The following is an 18,492-nucleotide window of genomic DNA, read 5'->3' on the forward strand; positions in this document are numbered from 1 at the left end:
CACAGTATACGGATGGGCCTGGCCCCTGTTGTGGGGAGCCGGGCCCATCCGTATACTGTGCCTGGTGCTGCGCCTGCGAAGACGATGGTTCGAAGGCGACGGCTCACTGGGTGGATACGAAGCTGGGGAACACCTGGTCGATCACCGATGAACCGTTGGTCTTGGCGGACTGGGGGTAGTCGAAGCGCAGGGTGAGGATCCTGGATCGGGTCACGATTTCCTTGATATAGGTGATGGTGCCGTTCTGCGCATAGCTGCACACCATGATGTCACCTGACAGCAGATGGTAGGACACCGCGTGCCCGGAGGCGCATGCGGCATATTCGCTGGAAACCGTGGCCCCCGAGGCGTTGGCCTTGCCGGATACCGCGATGGTCATGCCGATGGAGTCGTCGGTGAATGTGCGGGACGCTCCGTTATCGGTCTCGTCATGCCAGACATACCCGTCGGGGATGGAGACCTGATATCCCATGGCACTGTTGGTGTAGACGCCTGCCGCGGAAGGGGTGGCTGTTGCAGACGGTGACGTGGTGGTGGGCGATGAGGATGCCGACGGGCTTGCCGGCGTGGCCGTCGTACCCGTGGCCGCGGACGTGGTCGCCTGCGCGGTGGATGCCGGCGAGGCATGGCGTCTGGCCGCGGAAATCCCTAGGCCGACGCAGACGCATAATACCGCTGCGACACCCACGGCGACAATCGGTTTCCACCGTTTCGCCGACGCCGATGATGTCCTGGGGGCAGCGGGCGTACCAGTCTCGGCGGAAGTGGCGGCATGAGCCTGTGGCATCACCTGCGTGCCGGCCTCATCGGGGATTGCGCCCTGTTGCACGGCCACGGTGGCCATATCAGTATCAGGTTCATCCGGGATATCGATTGCCGGCATGCCCGATGTCGTGGTTGCTGGAGTGTAAGCCGCCGCCGTGCGCCCGGTCATTTCCGCGGACGGGATGTTGTATGGCAGCGGGCCGGTGTCCGCGGGAACGTCGGCACGTGCGATGACTTGCGTGGGGACGTCGGCATCATTGGCCGGCCCGGCCTGTCGGCGGTCTGATGTATCGGCATCAACGTCAGCGGCCTGGGGCGCCGCTTGCGGGATGCTCCCGGTTTGGGCGGCGGCGGGAGCCTCCTGTGCGGGCTCGCTGGCGGGTTCGGCGGACTCGATCTCAGGTTCGGGATCGGCGGACTCGATCTCAGGTTCGGGTTCAGCGGGCTCGATCTGCTGCTGTGGCTCGATTGCCGGCAATTGCCCTGTCGCGGCTTCGTCTTCAGCAGCGGCTTGCTGTCCGGCTGCCGCGTCGACGGATTCCCCGGTAGTGTCCGGCACGGCGGGCTCGGCAGGCCTTTCAGGTTCCGGGGTGTTCTCGGGGTGCGTGTCTGCCGCCGGTAGGCCACCCAGTGTGTCGGCGTTCGGCTCGCCGCCGGTTACGGTGTCCGGCTTGCCGGCAGCGTCTAACGAGGAATCCAGTGACCAGATACCCTCCGGAAGCGATGGGATGCCCCACGTGTCCGAGGCCCAGTCAAGTGCAAAATCAATATCGGGGTGCCCGTCCGGCTGATCGGCTTGGTGCTCGGCCCGATCCTGCGTGGGAGTGGAAACATCCTCGCCTGTACCGCTGGAGGAAGAACGCGCGGCAGAACCCTCGGCGCGGGCGGTTTCGCCTGGAGTCGGCGCATCCTGTGGTGCAGTCGCCGGCTGTGGACCATCCGCCGCGGACGCCGGATCATGGCGCACCCCGCCTTGGGCGAGGAAGGAGCTGGTCGACGCGGCGAGCGCCGCCAGGTCGGCGGAACCGTTCACGGATTCCATTTGCGCGTTCTGGATGAATTCGCGGCGGGACATCCGGCGGGTCGGATGCCCGGCACCGGATGTGAATGCCGGCGGCATCAGCGTGGAACGCTGCGGGATCGCCTGGGTCGGAGTGTCCGAGGCACGAGGATCGGGACCTTCGAGCGTGCCGCCGCAGTTGACGCAGAAATCCCCGTCATAGAAGACTTCCGAACCGCAATGCGGGCAATATCGTACCGTGCTCATATGCTTCCTATCCCTTCACACGCCGCGGAACGTCCAAATCCCACCTTAGTGTACAGCGCAGGCGTCGTCTGGGCATGCCTGCAAGTCGGCACAGTTTCACCGCAGCCCGAAGCGTGGATGCCGGTTCGGCGGATGCGGCCTGATTCCCGGCACCCAGTCACTTGCGCGACCGGTATTGCTTCCAGATATCCGCGAGGCTCGTACCGTCACTGCGTTTCCAGACGTTCAATCCCGCACTGGCGCCGCCTACGGCACGCGCTGCGGCGGTCGGCGTGGTGTACTCCTTGCCGTCTTCCATGCGCAGCCGCCCTTGCGGGGTGACCTCGGCCACCCACAGTTCGCCCTTGCGCGGCCGCTGCCAGGTCAGCCGCTCCCCCGGCGTCAACAGGCCTGCGCGCAGGACCGCGGAGATGGTCACGCGGCGCGAGTTCCTGGCAGGCGGCTCGTTGCCGATCCGCTCTGCGGGTGTGTGGTCGGCGGCGGCCGGTATGGCCTGATCGGCGTCCCCGTCGAAAGGAAGCCGCCAATATCGGGCGATCAGCGCGATGGTATCGCGCTGACGGGCGGCCAATGTCTGCGGCGTGCAGGTGCCGATATCCTCAAGTTCCCGGGTGAGCGGGAACTGCTGTGAAATGGTGAGCGCGAGCATGCTGGCGCGCCGCTGTGCGAATGTGGTGAATCCGGACATCCGTTCGTCGCTGGACTGGCTCAGCGCCATATTGCCCAGGCGTTCCGCCCAGTATTCAAGATCGGCTTGCGTCCACGATGCTTCGAGGTCGTCCTTGCCGGTGGGTTCGGGCATGATGTGCACGGCGCTCAGGCTACGGGGCCGGGAGATGGCATACCCGCTTTTCTGTTCGTTCGCCCGGATCAGCAGCAGCCTGGGCAGTGCCGGGTCATTCGGCATTTCGCCGCGCATGCGGATGAGCGCAAGACGCGCCGCGGCCTGGTCCACGCGCAGCCCGGCGATAGCATTGGGCGCGATGCCTTTCTCGAGGTCGCGCACGGTGGTCGCCGCGCGGGTGCGGCGCTGCACGGATGCGACGCGGTTGAGGCAGTCCACGCCCCAGGCACGGTCGGTGGCGTGCAGGACCTGCATCAACCTGTCCAGATCATGCGCGTCAGGTGCCATGCCGTCATGGTCGGCGTTGGCGAAACGCGCGTGTCCTGCCGACGACCGGAACACGGCCACATCCCGATCACCGAGGTTGCGGATGGAATGGACCAGGGCCCACATGGCGATGGGCTTCCAATCGTCGTTGGGATAGTCGCGCAGCGCGACGAGCGCCGACACGACCTGCGGAGGCAGATTCGTGCCGGTGGGCTGTTCCACGATCCGCCAGGCGCACGCGTATGCCGCCAGTATGTCGTCGATGAACGGTTCGATCTTGCCGGTGCCGATTCGGGGGTTGAGGACGTCACCGACGAACTGGTCGATCAGACGCGAGCACTCCACCTTGTGCGAGACCACCAGATGAAGATCGCGGAAGAACGCCTCGCATGATGCCGGGTCGTCGCCGAGCGGGTCCATGATATCGTCCCAGCGGGCCGCGTACTGGTCCTGTTGTGTGGGCTCGATCGCGCTGACAGCCTTGGATTTGAATACGTCGGAGACGGTCAATGGCATGCCGCGCATGTTCATCACGTCGAACACCCGGTGGGCGCCTTGCAGGTCGTCGGTGGTCACGATGACGAGCGTCACCTTGTTGACCAGATAGGAGGCGAGACGGCGACGCTCCTGTGCGTCCATCCCGGCGAGATTGTCGTAAGCCGCTTGCGCGTTGTCGTGGATATTGCGCTGCGCGTTCGTCTCCATGTCCATATCGCGCAGGTCGAACAGGGATTCGAGGTTGCCTTCCTGTACGTAGGAGGTGAAGAAGTCGGCGTCCCGTTCACGTAACGTGAGTCTGGGAGCCGCCTCGATATGCCGCAGCCGGTCGCCGGGCTCAAGGATGAGGTTGGTCAGGTCGTGGACCAGCGCCGGATCGTCTTCCAGCTCGCGCAACGCCGCGATGATGATGGTCAGGGATACCAGACGCTGCTGGCCGTCGATCACCTCATAGTCACGGCCCTCATCGTGGACGAGGATCAGCGATCCCAGGAAATACGGTGTTTCCTGGGTTTGGGATGCGGAACGCACGTCGTCGAGCAGTTGCAGCACGTTTCCCGGACGCCAGGAATACGCACGCTGGAATGATGGGATCGACAGCTGGTAATCCGATGTGAACACTTTGCCCAGCGGCAGTTCGAACGCGCTGATAGCCATATGCCCTCCCTGAAATGATGTACTCCGGCGTCCCGTCTCTCCCAGCGATTGTACGCCAGTGGCAGGCGAAGCAGAAACGCGACGGGCCGCGCCCGATGCCACCAATCGGACGCGGCCCGTCATGGAACCGTACGGCTCAGGCCTGCCTGCCGGCCATGAGGTTGCGCAGCACGTATTGCAGGATGCCGCCGTTGCGGTAGTAATCCGCTTCACCGGGAGTGTCGATGCGTACGGTCGCGTCGAACTCGATCCTGGTGCCGTCGCCCTTGGTGGCGGTCACGTGGACGGTGTGTGGGATTTCACCGGTGTTGAGCTGGTCGATGCCTTCGATGTCGAAGGTTTCGGTGCCGTCCAAGCCCAGTGATTCCGCGGATTCGCCTTCAGGGAACTGCAGCGGGAGCACGCCCATGCCGATCAGGTTGGAGCGGTGGATGCGCTCGAAGCTGCGGGTGATGACCGCACGTACACCGAGCATGACCGTACCCTTGGCTGCCCAGTCGCGGGACGAACCGGTGCCGTATTCCTTGCCTGCGAGCACGACGAGCGGCACGCCCGCCTTGCGGTAGTCGAGCGAGGCGTCGAAGATCGTGGACGGCTTGCCGGTCAGGAAATCATACGTGTATCCGCCGGGGGTGACCTCTTCGCCGACGGAGGCGAGCAGCTGGTTGCGCAGGCGGATGTTGCCGAAGGTGCCGCGCACCATGACCTCATGGTTGCCGCGGCGGGAACCGTAGGAGTTGAAGTTCTTCGGTTCGACGCCATGCTCGACCAGATACTTGCCTGCCGGGCTGGACGCCTTGAACGCACCCGCCGGGGAGATGTGGTCGGTGGTCACCGAGTCGCCGAGCAACGCCAGCACGCGGGCGCCGTGGATGTCCTCCACCGGGGCGGGCGTGGCACCCATGCCGTCGAAGAAGGTCTGCCGGCGCACATACGTAGAGTCCGGGTCCCAGGCGAACAGTTCGCCCTTCGGTACGTCGAGGCCCTGCCAGCGGGAGTCCCCGTCGAAGACGCTTGCATAGTCCTTGACGAACATCTCACGCGAGACGGTCTCGTCGACCACGCGCTGCACGTCCTCGTTGCTCGGCCAGATGTCACGCAGGAACACGTCGTTGCCGTCCGCGTCTTGGCCCAGCGGCTGGGTTTCGAAGTCGAAGTCCATGGTGCCGGCGAGCGCGTAGGCGATTACAAGCGGCGGGGAGGCGAGGTAGTTCATCTTGACGTCCGGGCTGATGCGGCCTTCGAAGTTGCGGTTGCCGGACAGCACGGCGGTGACGGTCAGGTCGTTATCGTTGATGGCCTTGGAGATTTCGGGCAGCAGGGGGCCGGAGTTGCCGATGCAGGTGGCGCAACCGAAGCCGACGAGCTGGTAGCCCAGAGCATCGAGATCGTCCTGGAGGCCGGCTTTCTTGAGGTAGTCGGCCACGACTTGGGAACCTGGGGCGAGGGAGGTCTTGACCCATGGCTTGGGCTTGAGACCTTTGGCGTGGGCGTTGCGCGCGATCAGGCCGGCGGCGATCATGACCGACGGGTTCGAGGTGTTGGTGCAGCTGGTGATGGAGGCGATGGCGACGTCACCGTTCTTCACGTCGAAATCACCGCGGAAGTCGGTGCTCACCGGTACCGGCTGCTGTTCGGTCTTGTCGGTTTCGTACGCGGGCAGCGTCTCTTCGAAGGTCTGCTTCGCGGTGGCGAGGGTGATGCGGTCCTGCGGGCGCTTCGGGCCGGCGATGCTCGGCACAACAGTACCGAGGTCGAGCTCCATGTATTCCGAATACTGCGGTTCGACGTACTGCGGGTCCTTGGTGTCGCCCCACAGGCGGTTCGCCTTCGCGTAGGCCTTGACGAGTTCGACCTGTTCCTCGCTGCGGCCGGTGAGGCGCAGATAGTCGAGTGTCACGTCATCGATCGGGAAGATGCCGCAGGTGGAGCCGAATTCGGGGCTCATGTTGCCGATGGTCGCACGGTTGGCGAGCGGGACGGAGGCGACGCCCTCACCGTAGAATTCGACGAACTTGCCGACCACGCCGTGCTGGCGGAGCATGTCGGTGATGGTGAGCACCACGTCGGTCGCGGTGACGCCCTCGGGGATGGAACCGGTGAGTTTGAACCCGACCACGCGCGGCACGAGCATGGAAATCGGCTGACCGAGCATCGCGGCTTCGGCTTCGATGCCGCCGACGCCCCAGCCGAGCACGCCGAGGCCGTTGACGGTGGTGGTATGCGAATCCGTGCCTACACAGGAGTCGAGATAGGCAAGCTTGCGGCCGTCACCAAGACCGGAATCCTTGCTCATGACGACTTTGGCTAAGTATTCGATGTTTACCTGGTGGATGATGCCGGTCCCCGGCGGCACCACACGGAAGTTCCTGAACGCCTGCTGGCCCCAGCGCAGGAACTGGTAGCGTTCCCCGTTGCGCTGGTATTCGATGTCCATGTTCTGCTGCAGCGCGTCGGCGACGCCGTACTTGTCGATCTGCACGGAGTGGTCGATGATCATGTCGGCGGGCACCTGCGGGTTGATGACCTCGGGGTCGCCGCCAAGCTCCTTGACCGCGTCACGCATGGTGGCCAGATCGACGATGCAGGGTACGCCGGTGAAGTCCTGCATGACCACGCGCGACGGGGTGAACTGGATCTCATGGCTCGGTTCGGCCTGCGGATCCCAGTCGAGCAGCGCCTTGACATGCTCGTCGGTGATGTTCTTGCCGTCGATGTTGCGCACGAGGTTCTCGACGAGCACCTTGAGCGAGTACGGCAGATGCTCGATGCCGGGCAGATCCGCGATGTTGACATAGTCGAATGTGGTGTCGCCCACGGTCAGCGTGGACAGTTGACTGTCTTTGAATGACATGCTACCTCCGAGCCGGCGAATGCCAGATGGTTGAGTTCGGTATGGATGCCGATTGATGTTATTTCTGTATTGTATCGTGATGCCGTTTCAGCTCTGGCGTGTCTGCCTGTTATGTGAGACAATGCGCGCGAGCAGACGGCTTGTCAGCTGGCAGAGCACGAATATCGCAGCCGAGGCGACCAACGCGACGACCAGTGCGACCAGTGCGCTCCCCTGTGGCAGATGCAACGCGAAGAAGTCGGCGACCGGCGGGATGAACAGGCCGATGACCCCCGCGGCCGCGAACACGGCGACCAGGATGCCTCGCCACGAGGCCAGGGGCCTCGCCACAAGGGCGAGAACCAGCACTCCGAGCGTGAAGACGATCATCGCGCAGCAGGAGCGTTGCGCCGCGAGATCAGCCGGCACCGACAGGTTCCACCCGAGTACGCCCGGCATGGCGGCTTCGGCGATGAGGACCGACAACCCCACCGCGATACCGCCCGGCAGCGCGAAGCGCACGACACGCCCCAGGAAACCGGGAATATAGCGTCGCGTATTGGGGGCGAGCGCGAGAATGAACGCGGGCATGCCGATGGTCAGGGCGCCGATATACGAGATATGCCGAGGCAGGTACGGGAACGGCATCGCCAGTAGGACGACGCCGAGGGAAATAAGCGCGGAGTAGACGGTCTTGGTCAGGAACAGGCTCGCGACCCGCTCCATATTGGCCATGACCTGGCGGCCGCGTGCCACGACGTCAGGCAGATGGGAGAATTTCGAGTCGACGAGCACGAGTTCGGCGACCGCTTTCGTGGCGGGCGCGGCATTGCCCATCGCGACCCCGAGATCGGCCTCCTTGAGCGCCAGTGTATCGTTGACGCCGTCGCCGGTCATCGCGACCACATGACGTGAGGCGTGCAGAGCCTTGACGATGGCCTGTTTCTGCTCGGGCAGCACACGGCCGACCACGTCGATGCCTTCCAACGCACGGGACAGTTCGTCGATGTCCTGGGGCAGGTCGTGGGCGTCAACGGCGACCGGCTCACGCTCACCGGTCAGTTTTACCTTCGCGGCAATCGCACGCACCGTAGTCGGGTTGTCGCCGGAGATGACGCGGCAACGCACCCCCTGGTCGCGGAACCAGCGCAAGGTCGCCTCGGCGTCTTGCCTGATCCGTTCACTGCACAGCAGCAGGGCAGCCGGCCGAGCATCAGGCGGCAGAGCCGGGTTGTCCGCGAACATGGTGGGACTCTGGCCTTGCACAAGTTGCGCGCGGACGATCAGGAGTACACGATGGCCTTGCGCCGCTTCGGTTTGGACGCGCTGGAGCACCGGGGTGAACAGCGCTTCTGTTGCCGACGCATCCCGCCCCGCCTGCCGTGCGGCGTCAGCGAAGCCGCGCGCGAGGACTTCAGGCGCGCCCATAATCCAGATGCTGCCGTCGTCACGCACGATGGCGCTCCATTTGCGGGCCGACGAGAAGGGGACGCGTGCGGCGACCGTACCCGGGTGCACGCCTTGTGAGGCGAACAGCTCCATGGCCGCCCGGCCGGTGGCGTTCGGATTCTCCTCCTTGCACAGGTCATAGGTGGCTTGCATGGATTCGTCATGGCCCAGACCCGCATGCCCCCAATCGTCGGCCGCTGCGGGAACCAGCGCGTCGGCCTCGATGCCACCGTCGGTAATGGTTCCGGTCTTGTCCAGATTCAGGCAATCCACGCGGGCGAGCGTTTCCACGGATTCAAGATCCTGTACGAGCGTGTTGTGCCGTGCCAGACGCATGGCTGCGATGGCGAAGTTGAGCGAAGTGAGCAATACCAGGCCTTCGGGGATCATGCCGACGACGCCGGCCACCGCCGAGACGACCGCCTGACGCCATGCCCCGGTCGCGATCGCGTTGCCAAGCCCGCCGACCGTATGCAGCTGCGACCAGATCAGCAGGATGCACAACGGCACCACCACGAAGGACATGACCCGCAGAATCGTATTGATACCGCGGCTCAAATCGGACAGATTGCGTTTGTAGACTTTCGCCTGCGCGGTGAGCCCCGCCGCATAGCTATGCTCCCCGACCGCCTCCACTTGGGCGAGCGCCATGCCGGAGACCGCTGTGGACCCGGAATAGACGGCATCGCCTTCCTTCTTGCGTACCGTCCGGGATTCGCCGGTGAGCATGGACTCGTCAAGCTCAAGCCCCCACGTGTGCAGAATCTTGGCATCGGCCGGCACCTGCTCCCCCGCACGGACCCATACCAAGTCCCCCAGCACGATATCCGCCGGTGCGACTTCAATATCCTTGCCGTTGCGGCGCACCAACACCGGCGAGGCGACCAGGATCGACAGGCGGTCGAGCGTCACCTTCGCCCGCAATTCGGTGACGATGCCAATACCGGTGTTGATGATGATGACCAACCCGAACACCGCGTCCTTCCACGACCCGGTGAGCAGCACGACCACCATCGCGGTGAGGATGATCGCGTTGAACAGAGTGAACACGTTCGCGCGGATGATCGAGCCCACCGAACGGGACGTGCTCTCGTCCGTACGGTTGGTCTGGCCTTGTTCCACACGGGTTTGCACGGCCTCATCATCAAGGCCGCGCTCGTCCACAAGCGGCATGCCCGCGCTTGCAATCCTCCCCTGAGTCGCCGCCATACCGGCCTCCTTCGTATCCGCCGAGTCCGCATCCCACGTCTCGGCACCACCGCGTTCATCCCACGATAGCAGCGCGACACGCCGCATATCACCAGTTCAGCTTCCGGGATGGAGCCGCGTGGCGAACAGCGACGTAATCAGCCCGCAGACCTGTCGTTGCACTCCGGTCAGTCCGGAACGCGGCGTCACGCCCGAGAACCGTCTGGAGAAGTCCATGCCGAGCTCCGCGGTCGGCACACCAGCCGGCACCACGCCTTGCGAAACAAGCGACGTGCCGAAACCCGCGGCGAGACACGCGCAAATCGACGCGTTGCCGGATATCTCGATGCGATGCGCCGGCTGGATTGCACGCTGGGTGAAGAACAGGTCCGTGTAGTAGCGCACGCCGGACCCGTGTTCGCGCAGCAGCCACACCGTCTGCGGGTTATCCGGGTCATGCGCGTGCTCCCCCGCCAGCACCAGCCGGTCATCGCACAGGGCGGTACGGACGATGCCTTCCGCCGCCACCGGTTTCTCCACGATTCCCATGTGTGCCCGGTGCAGTTCCACCGCTTTGACGATGTCATCGGAATTCGCTGTCCTGACATGCATGTCGATGCGTTCGAGCACACCCGCAGAGCGCAGTCCGTCCAGGATCTTCGGCAGCAGCGCCACCGCCGCGGTGTTCGACATCATGAGCAGGAACGGGTCACGCGCCTGCCCCGCCCGGCTGACATCCTCCTGCGTCTGCCGCCATTGCGCAAGAAGTTCCACAGCGGAGCGGTAGAGCGTCTCTCCCGCACGTGTCGCGGTCACATCGGCGCGCGCATGCCGCTCGAACAGCGGCGTCCCCATCCGTTGCTCCAGCTGCGCTATCCGCGCCGACACCGTCGACTGTGAGACACGCAGCTCGTCAGCCGCAATCGAGAACTGCCCGGTCTCATACACCGCCGCAAACGTCTCAAGCAAAGGGAACACACAGGTATTATCCCACTGAGCACTACCCCATTGAATACTATCCCGTTGGATAAAGGAGCCGCATCCCGGAAAAACCGGAACACGGCTCCATATCAATCAATGACGTCAATCAATGACGCCTAATTCACACCATCGGCAGGCAAACACATCTGCCAATCGATCACAACGCCCCGCACGCCTTGAGCAGCTTCTCGACCTCGGTGCCCTGCACCTTCTTGAGCAGTTCACGCAGGGCGAGACGGTCCTTGAGCGGCAGGTCCATTTCGGTGAGTTTCTTGCCGTCGGCGAGTTTGACCGTCGCGGTCAGCAGGTCACGCACGTCGAAGACGCTGCCCCATACTTCCGGCACGCCACGGTCGACATTGCACAGCGTGTACACCGCTTCCATGCCGGTGCGGATCGAATACTCCGTGGTGAACACGGTGTCGCGCGGCGTTTCGGCGTACTGGCCGACGAAGGCGAGATTCACGGAGCCGTCGGGCACGACTTTCGGCCGGTCCCCGTCGCGGCGCGGTTCGAAGAAGCTCGTCACATACGGCATCATCGCAGCGGTCGTGTTGCATGCCTCGCTCGCCAGCTGCTTGATCCTGTCCTGCGGGATGCCGATATGGTACAGCCATTCCTCGCACAGCTCCTCGCCGGTGCATTGCGCCATCGGCTTCTTGACGAAATCGCCGTTGTCATGCCAGCAGTTGAGGCCGTACACCCAGATCAGGCAATGGTCGGACGGCTGGTCGGGGAACTGGCCTTGCCGGTTGATGGTCCACGACAACAGCCAGCTCGAATCCCTGGCGGTCACGATGCCGCCGGTCACAATCTTGCCGGACAGCGGGTCGCGGTGGCAGATCGCTTCGATTGCGTCGAGCACCTCCTTGTTGGACGTGTCAACCGTCCACGACTCCCAGCTGGTTTCCTCGATGTCCTTGAAGAACTTCTCAGGGTGCCCGAAATCCGGGGATTGGGCGGCGATCCTCTTCCACAGTTCGACCGACGGCCCTTCGCCGTTCTTGATGGACACGACCGGCGCATGCGTCTGGTCGCCGTACGCGGTGCAATCGCCCTGCGAGCCGTTGGTGACGAACACGAGGTCGTTGTCGGTCAGGTCGATGCTCTTGGCCTCGCCGCCCTGCGTGTATTCGATACGGCGGGCCGCTTTGCGGCTGCGCGTCACCTCGCACACCACATTGGTCACATTAGTGTCGTACAAAATCTTCGCCCCGGCGTCCGTGATGTACTTGACCATCGGGCGGATCATGGAGTCATACTGGTTGTAGCGGGTGAAGCGCAGTGCTGACAAATCGGGCAATCCGTCGATGTGATGGATGTAACGCTGCATATAGCGCTTCATCTCGATGGCGCTGTGCCATTTCTCGAACGCAAACATCGTTTGCCAGTACACCCAGAAGTTCGTCTTGTAGAAATCGTCGTCGAATACGTCATCGATGGTCTTGTCGGCGAGCTCCTCGTCCGTGGCCATGAACAGGTGCAGCAGTTCCTGCGTGGCCTTCGGGTTCATCCCGTACTTCTTGTCAGTGTGCGCGTCCTGACCTTGCTTTTCGGTGACGCGGCACAGGGAGAAGTTCGGGTCGTGCTTGTTGAGCTTGTAGTATTCGGAGAAGATTGTCTCACCGGGGTTTTGGATGGACGGGATGGAACGGAACAGGTCCCACATGACCTCGAAATGGTTGTCCATCTCGCGGCCGCCGCGCATGATGTAGCCGCGTGTCGCATCGTAGATGCCGTCGCAAGAGCCACCCGCCACCGGCAGGGATTCGAAGACCGTGATATGGTCACCGGGCATCTGGGCGTCGCGGATCAGGTAGCATGCCGCAGACAGGCCGGCAAGACCGGACCCAACGATATACGCGTACTTGTCGTCGATGCCTTCAGGCTTCTCCGGGGTCGCGAAGGCTTCATAGTTTCCAGCCGAGTAGTACATGATGACTCCTTTGCCGTCATTACGTCCGCCGGTCTTGTGGAGGCTTGGCGCCTTCGCAACACCGGGCCTCAACGTCGAGGCGAACACCATTATAGGATCGGTTCGAGGGAAGAACCATCGACAATCGGCTGAAACATGTCCAATTGCACACCCCCTTAGGACAGCACGTCACATAGGAATCGCGCGGGATATGCGTGTGGTGCACATCCCGCGCTTCTCAATCAGAACAGTAGCTTCGCCGCGAGGAACGCGCCGCCCGCGAGCAGGATCGAGGCGAGGAAGCTGGCAAGCACCGCCATGCGGCCACGGCTCGCAATCGCCTTGAAATCGACGTTCATGCCGAGGGCCGCCATTGCCATACCAAGCACCAGATAGGCGGCTTTGACGAGGATATCCGTGAACTGCGCGACGAACGGCAGGTAAGTACCGGCGACCGATGCGATCAGGAAGCCGAGCATGAACCACGGAATCGGCACCTTGCGCGGGCCATCACCAGGTTGGGCATGCCTGCGGGTCCACCATGCGCCGATGATCAGGGCTGCCGGGGCGAGCATCAGCACCCGGGAGAGTTTCATGATAATCGCCGCATTCATACCGGCATCACCCGCCGAACCGCCGACCGCGACCGCGTGGGCAATCTCGTGGAGCGAGGCGCCGCCCATCGTGCCGAATTGCACGTCGGTCAACCCAAGGACCGGGCGCAACGCGATTTCCGTGAGCGCGAATACCGTACCCATGATGGCGACAGTCGCCACCGCCATGACCTCGTCATCCCGTCCGCGCTGTTCCTCGTCCTTCGGCATGGTGATGGATCCGGACAGGCCCATGACCGCAGCGGCACCGCAAATACCAGTCCCGCCTGCTGTGAGAATCGCGAGATGCTCGTCGACGCCGAGTTTTCTGGCGATGACGTATGTAACGGTGATGGTGAACGTGACAATAATCGCCGCGATGACAATGGTTTTGACGCCGGTGGCGAACAGCACGTCGAGATTGAGTTTGAAGCCGAGCAGGATAATGCCCAACCGCAGCAGCTTGTTGGCGATCAGCCCCGCAGCGCCGCCGATGCCTTGCGCATGCCGGGCGCCGGAGCCGGCGAACCATGCGCGCATCGGGATTTGCAGAAGCATGCCAATGATCAGTGCGATGATGAGTGCCCCGAACAGGCTCAACGCCGGCAGGCCGGCCAGCAGGGACCCGACGACGGATGCCGCGCAGGTCACGAGCGCGACAAGCAGCATATCGGTGGTGCAGATGGCTTTGAGGAATGTCTTGATTCGTATCATGAAGCCATCTTGTCTGACGGCGATATATCAATCAAATGCGTGTCTTCAATGTCTGGTATCGGATTTTCCGATACTAATGCGCGGACCTCACACCTCGTGACACTCAGATAGCGCTCCCCGCGCCCGCTCCGTGACCCCCTGCGTGAATCAGCTGATACGCATGGTGGCGGGATGGGGATTGTCATTGATGATCAGCGATAGCGCGGCACCCAGCTTGTATGTCGATGCACCGACGTTACGATCGCTGTCTGCAGAATCAGTGCCCATGCGCAGCACCGCAGCATACAACGTGGTGTCCTGTGGCGGATTCTCAGGGTCAAGCAGGGCGACGGGCACTCCGGCGTCACGCGCGGAACCCAAGGCATCAGACCACGATTGTGCAGTGGCGTCCGTGACGTCGAGCGCGTTGATCACGATTACCGAAACCCGCTGCGAAGCCCAATCCCGGACCGCTTGCTGCGCCGCCTGCGTCGCGTCGGCGTTGTCGGTCGTGGAAGCGAAGAACGCGCGCAACCCCGCCTTGTCAAGATCGTTCATGACCGTGGCATCGGACACCGGCGGATTGCCCAACGCCCCGACCACACCGACCGTGACATCCTGCCGATCGATGCTGTCGTGTGCCACGTTCTGCGTGTCGTCATGCGACGCCCCCACGGCGACGCCTTTCGGTGTGCACCCGGCGAGCGCGACGCCCATCGCCATCGCGCATACTGCGGCCACACACGCCGCCGCGACCCTGTTCCTAGCCATACGGCCCATCCTAGCCGTTAGCCGGCAATGAGGGGCACAATTTGTTGTTCTCGTTGATTTCACGCAGCACACAGATGTCGGCCGATATCCGTCGCGCGGTCATCAGCGCATGCTCCGACGCGACTCGCCCGATGTCAGCGGCGGTCCCGGTAGCTGCACAGCTCGACCAGATTGCCATCCGGATCGCGCAGATACACACTCTCCATGTCACCCAGCGCGCCGTGACGAGCGACCGGCCCCTCCTCGATGGGGTAGCCTTTTCCTTCGATCTCGCGTTTCACGGAGTCGATATCACCATCGACCACAAGGCACAAATCGAGGCTCCCGTAGGTCGGATGAGCGGCGGCCGGCAGAAACTCCGCCTTCTTCGTGTGGATGTTGAACTTCTGGTTCCCGAAACGTACGGCATACCTCCCGTTGCTCCGATCGCACGCCATACCAAGGACATCGACATAGAAATGAAAGCAGGAATCGAGGTTCCGCGTCGTAATGACCAGATGGTCAAGATTCTTGATGTTCATGACTGTCAGCCTCCCTGCTTTATATCACATCGGCCTTACGCCAGGTGTTCATCGGCGAACCACCCACGTGTCCTGTTTTGCGGAAACATATCTAAATCCGTTCACCTTCTGTGGAAACTTATCCATCAAAAGCCAAGACATCAAACTGGAATTTATCGATCTGACCTTAATAATGCGTATATTCTAAGATCACAGAGTCCTTGATTATTAACGCCTGCGCTTCTCATGGTGCCTTCATACTTCATCCCGCACTTCTTCATAACCATTCCTGAATGGGGATTATTTACATCATGCTTCGCCTGAATACGGTTTACGCCAACCTGGTCGAACATGAAATCTATTACTGCGCGCAGTGCTTCAGAGGCAATCCCCCGATTCCACCACGACCGACCAATGCAATAACCAATTTCTGCCACCTCTATTTTTTCATCAATGGCTACAACAGAAATAGATCCAATCGGTTCATTGATATCTTTCATCACGATTGCCCACTGATAAAAGTCAGGTTTTTTATAAGACGTATCCCATTCGCCCAACACCTGCATTGCGGTCTCCGAACCTGTATAAGCAGGCCATGTAAGGAATTTCGTGACTTCTTTGTCGGATGCCCAATTCCGAAACATAGCATCTGCATCTTCTATTACAAATTTTCTTAACAATAATCTTTTCGTTTCTATCATGCAGGTTCCACAATGGTGCATGCCTTAACCTCCAAATTCCGTTTTGTCTTTCTGACATCCATCCCCTACACTCAGCGCCCGTTATCCAATCTCAAGTCTCGACCCCTGACATCCAGATGCGAGTTTCGACCCTGTCACAATTTGTTCACATTTTATTTTTCAGGCCATCCTGGATATGTTTGCGCAGAGCGTTTCCGATTCTCTCCGGCAGAAAATCCCGAATGACCGGGAAACTCCCTGAAGTCAAGGGCTTTCACCGCACGGGTCTCACTCCCGCGTGAACAACGCCACCGTCTCCACATGGTGGGTCATCGGGTAGATGTCGTAGGCGTGGATGTCGGCGAGACGATAGCCGAGTTCGCCCACCATCGTCGCGGTATCGCGGGCGAGGCTTGTCGGGTCGCATGCGATGTAGATGACCGATTTCGCGCCGCTTTCGGCGATTTGACGGCATACCGCGGCTCTCGCCCCCGCACGCGGCGGGTCCAGGACGACGACATCCGGCTGAGCCAGGTCGCTGGGAACGTGTTGCAGTGTGCGGCGGACATCGCCCACCCGGGCGTCCACGGAACTGATCCGGCAACGCCTCAAGTTGTATTGGGCGTTACGCACAGCGGTACGCCCGCCCTCAACGCTGAGCATGCGCGTACGCTCGGCGGCAAGCATGCTCAACGGCAGCGTGAACAGGCCCGAGCCTGAGTACAAGTCCCACAATACGGCCTGCTTGCGGCCGTCAAGCGCCTTGCGTACCAAATCCATCACATGGTTGGCGAGCATCACCGGGGCCATGCGGTGTACCTGCCAGAAACCGTTGGCATCCACGCGATAGTCGAAGGTTCCGCCGGCAACGCTTACAGATTCGCGCAGATGCTTGGAACCGGAGCGCAACTCGCCGTCGACCAGTACCGCGTAATTGTTGCCGACCGCCTTGAGCAACGCCTGCGAATCGGCATGCGTGGTATCGATGCCACGCGGTTCGGGCACCGACAGCCTGATTTGCGAACCGGGTTGAAAACCGCCGTCCCACACGTGTTCCGCGTCCGCGACCGCGAGCAATGCCCGCGAGGCGAGCGGCATGGTATCGATCGGAACCCGCGCATGCGAACCACGCCGGCGCATGGACGGCATGCCATTCTCATCCGCGATCATCTCAATGCGCGTACGCCAGTTCAACCCGCCAAGTTCCGCATCACCGTCAGCGCGCTCGACGGAAACCGGATCGCACTCGATATGTCCCATCCGATGCATCTGGTCGGTGATGACGGCGGACTTCCACGCGAGCTGGCCAGCCAGACTCACATGCACCAGATCCGCTCCCCCGACGCCACCGCCCTGCGCCAGCGGCCCGGCCAACGGCCACACGGGTTCGACACGGTCAGGACTGGCCTCGATCACTTCCACGACTTCGCCCGTCCAGAACCGGTCGTCACGATCATACGGCTCGTCAAGCTCGATGCGCACGAGCTCACCGGGGAGCGCGAACCTGACGAAGACCACACGACCATCAATATGGCCGACGCAGCGTCCCTGATCGGCATACCGTTCGATGCGCACTTGTGCCTGCATATTCCGTCACTTTCCTGCCTGCCAACGGCCGAATGCTCACGCGCGCCGGCCCGTCAAGCGGCCAAGGCATCGGCATGCCGGCCGCGACTCACTGGTGCAACAAGGTAGCACAACCCATTGGCCGAACAACGACAATGGCGGATGATGCGCACTGTCTGCACACCATCCGCCATGTGGAGTTCCTGCCCGGCAGGTCTTGCCCGACGATACCGTCCGTACAGCACGATGCGGGCAACGACACCATCAGCGATCAGCCGCGTCCTTCTGCCGGGAATCCCCGTCTGCGGCATCCTGTTGCGCCGCACGTTCCAGCTCGCGATGCCGGTGCATCGGCGTGGCGACGATCAAATACGACACCCAGATCGCCAACGCCCAGAACGGGATGCCCATGAGCAGACGCGCCGTGCCCAGCCATGCCACTCGGTCAGACAGGTACATCGGAACCTGGACGAGCAACCGGAGAGCAAACACGCCCACCCATAGCGCGGTGATGATCATGTAGGCACGTTTGAGCGGCTTGTCGTCCATCCACCCGCGGAACCAGTCACGGAAATGCTCGGTGGGCAGCGACCGGATGAATTCGACCACGAGCCCGAGCCCCGGCACCCGCGCAATCAGCGAGACGGCCAGCAGTACGATATACACCGCATTCGTGATGAAGCCGAACATGTAGTAGTTGCGCGCCTCATGGCTGTGCCACGCCCACACCAGGCAGATGGCGACCGACACCAGACCGCTCAGTGCGCCCATGACCGACTGCCGCTGGACCAGCCGGACCAGCACCTGCACCACGGCAAGTATCGCGGATACCATCACCGTCAGGCGCAAATCGGAGGTGACGACGAACATCACGACGAATACGAAGCCGGGCAGCATCGATTCGACGACACCACGCGGGCCGCCAATCGCCTCGATGACGGAGAAATCGCCGTCCCCAGCTTGGGTGAGCGCGGCGACACCGGTACGCGGCTTGCGATTGAGGGCGGAATCAGGCATCACGCCGC

12 protein-coding genes are annotated in these 18,492 nt (G+C 62.4%); all 12 read right to left on the minus strand.

The features are described 5' to 3' along the window. Positions 1-103: 103 nt before the first annotated feature. Positions 104-2,032, minus strand: coding sequence for a hypothetical protein (locus tag WD012_RS05300; protein WP_339562736.1), 1,929 nt, complete (start codon positions 2,030-2,032; stop codon positions 104-106). A gap of 157 nt (positions 2,033-2,189) precedes the next feature. Then, the gene (locus tag WD012_RS05305) at positions 2,190-4,298 is read right to left on the minus strand and encodes a GmrSD restriction endonuclease domain-containing protein (RefSeq protein WP_339562737.1); all 2,109 of its coding nucleotides are present in this window, start codon (positions 4,296-4,298) and stop codon (positions 2,190-2,192) included. A 136-nt stretch (positions 4,299-4,434) separates the two neighbouring features. Then, on the minus strand, positions 4,435-7,152 hold the full coding sequence (gene acnA / locus WD012_RS05310) for an aconitate hydratase AcnA (protein ID WP_339562738.1): 2,718 nt from the start codon (positions 7,150-7,152) through the stop codon (positions 4,435-4,437). Between the two features lie 87 nt (positions 7,153-7,239). Next, complete coding sequence (locus WD012_RS05315) at positions 7,240-9,789, minus strand: HAD-IC family P-type ATPase (RefSeq protein WP_339562739.1); 2,550 nt, start codon at positions 9,787-9,789, stop codon at positions 7,240-7,242. A gap of 96 nt (positions 9,790-9,885) precedes the next feature. Further along, a complete protein-coding gene (locus WD012_RS05320) occupies positions 9,886-10,746 on the minus strand; it encodes a LysR family transcriptional regulator (RefSeq protein WP_339562740.1) in 861 nt (286 codons plus the stop codon). 160 nt (positions 10,747-10,906) lie between these two features. Further along, the gene (locus tag WD012_RS05325) at positions 10,907-12,685 is read right to left on the minus strand and encodes an oleate hydratase (RefSeq protein WP_339562741.1); all 1,779 of its coding nucleotides are present in this window, start codon (positions 12,683-12,685) and stop codon (positions 10,907-10,909) included. A gap of 221 nt (positions 12,686-12,906) precedes the next feature. Further along, positions 12,907-13,971, minus strand: a complete 1,065-nt coding sequence (locus WD012_RS05330; protein WP_339562742.1) for a YeiH family protein — start codon at positions 13,969-13,971, stop codon at positions 12,907-12,909. A 147-nt stretch (positions 13,972-14,118) separates the two neighbouring features. Further along, entirely contained in the window at positions 14,119-14,721 is a 603-nt protein-coding gene (locus tag WD012_RS05335; RefSeq protein ID WP_339562743.1) for a type 1 periplasmic-binding domain-containing protein, read from the minus strand. A 134-nt stretch (positions 14,722-14,855) separates the two neighbouring features. Then, the gene (locus tag WD012_RS05340) at positions 14,856-15,242 is read right to left on the minus strand and encodes a VOC family protein (protein ID WP_339562744.1); all 387 of its coding nucleotides are present in this window, start codon (positions 15,240-15,242) and stop codon (positions 14,856-14,858) included. A gap of 152 nt (positions 15,243-15,394) precedes the next feature. Next, positions 15,395-15,922: a GNAT family N-acetyltransferase gene (locus WD012_RS05345; protein WP_339562745.1), complete on the minus strand. Its 528-nt coding sequence runs from the start codon at positions 15,920-15,922 to the stop codon at positions 15,395-15,397. Between the two features lie 267 nt (positions 15,923-16,189). Continuing rightward, positions 16,190-17,488 (minus strand): class I SAM-dependent RNA methyltransferase, encoded by a 1,299-nt coding sequence (locus WD012_RS05350; RefSeq protein WP_339562746.1) that lies wholly within the window; start codon positions 17,486-17,488, stop codon positions 16,190-16,192. Positions 17,489-17,731: 243 nt separating this feature from the next. After that, positions 17,732-18,484, minus strand: a complete 753-nt coding sequence (locus WD012_RS05355) for a DUF3159 domain-containing protein (RefSeq protein WP_339562747.1) — start codon at positions 18,482-18,484, stop codon at positions 17,732-17,734. Positions 18,485-18,492: the final 8 nt, after the last annotated feature.

The sequence above is a fragment of the Bifidobacterium thermophilum genome (assembly GCF_037482445.1).
In the GTDB taxonomy this organism is placed as follows: Bacteria; Actinomycetota; Actinomycetes; order Actinomycetales; family Bifidobacteriaceae; genus Bifidobacterium; species Bifidobacterium thermophilum_B.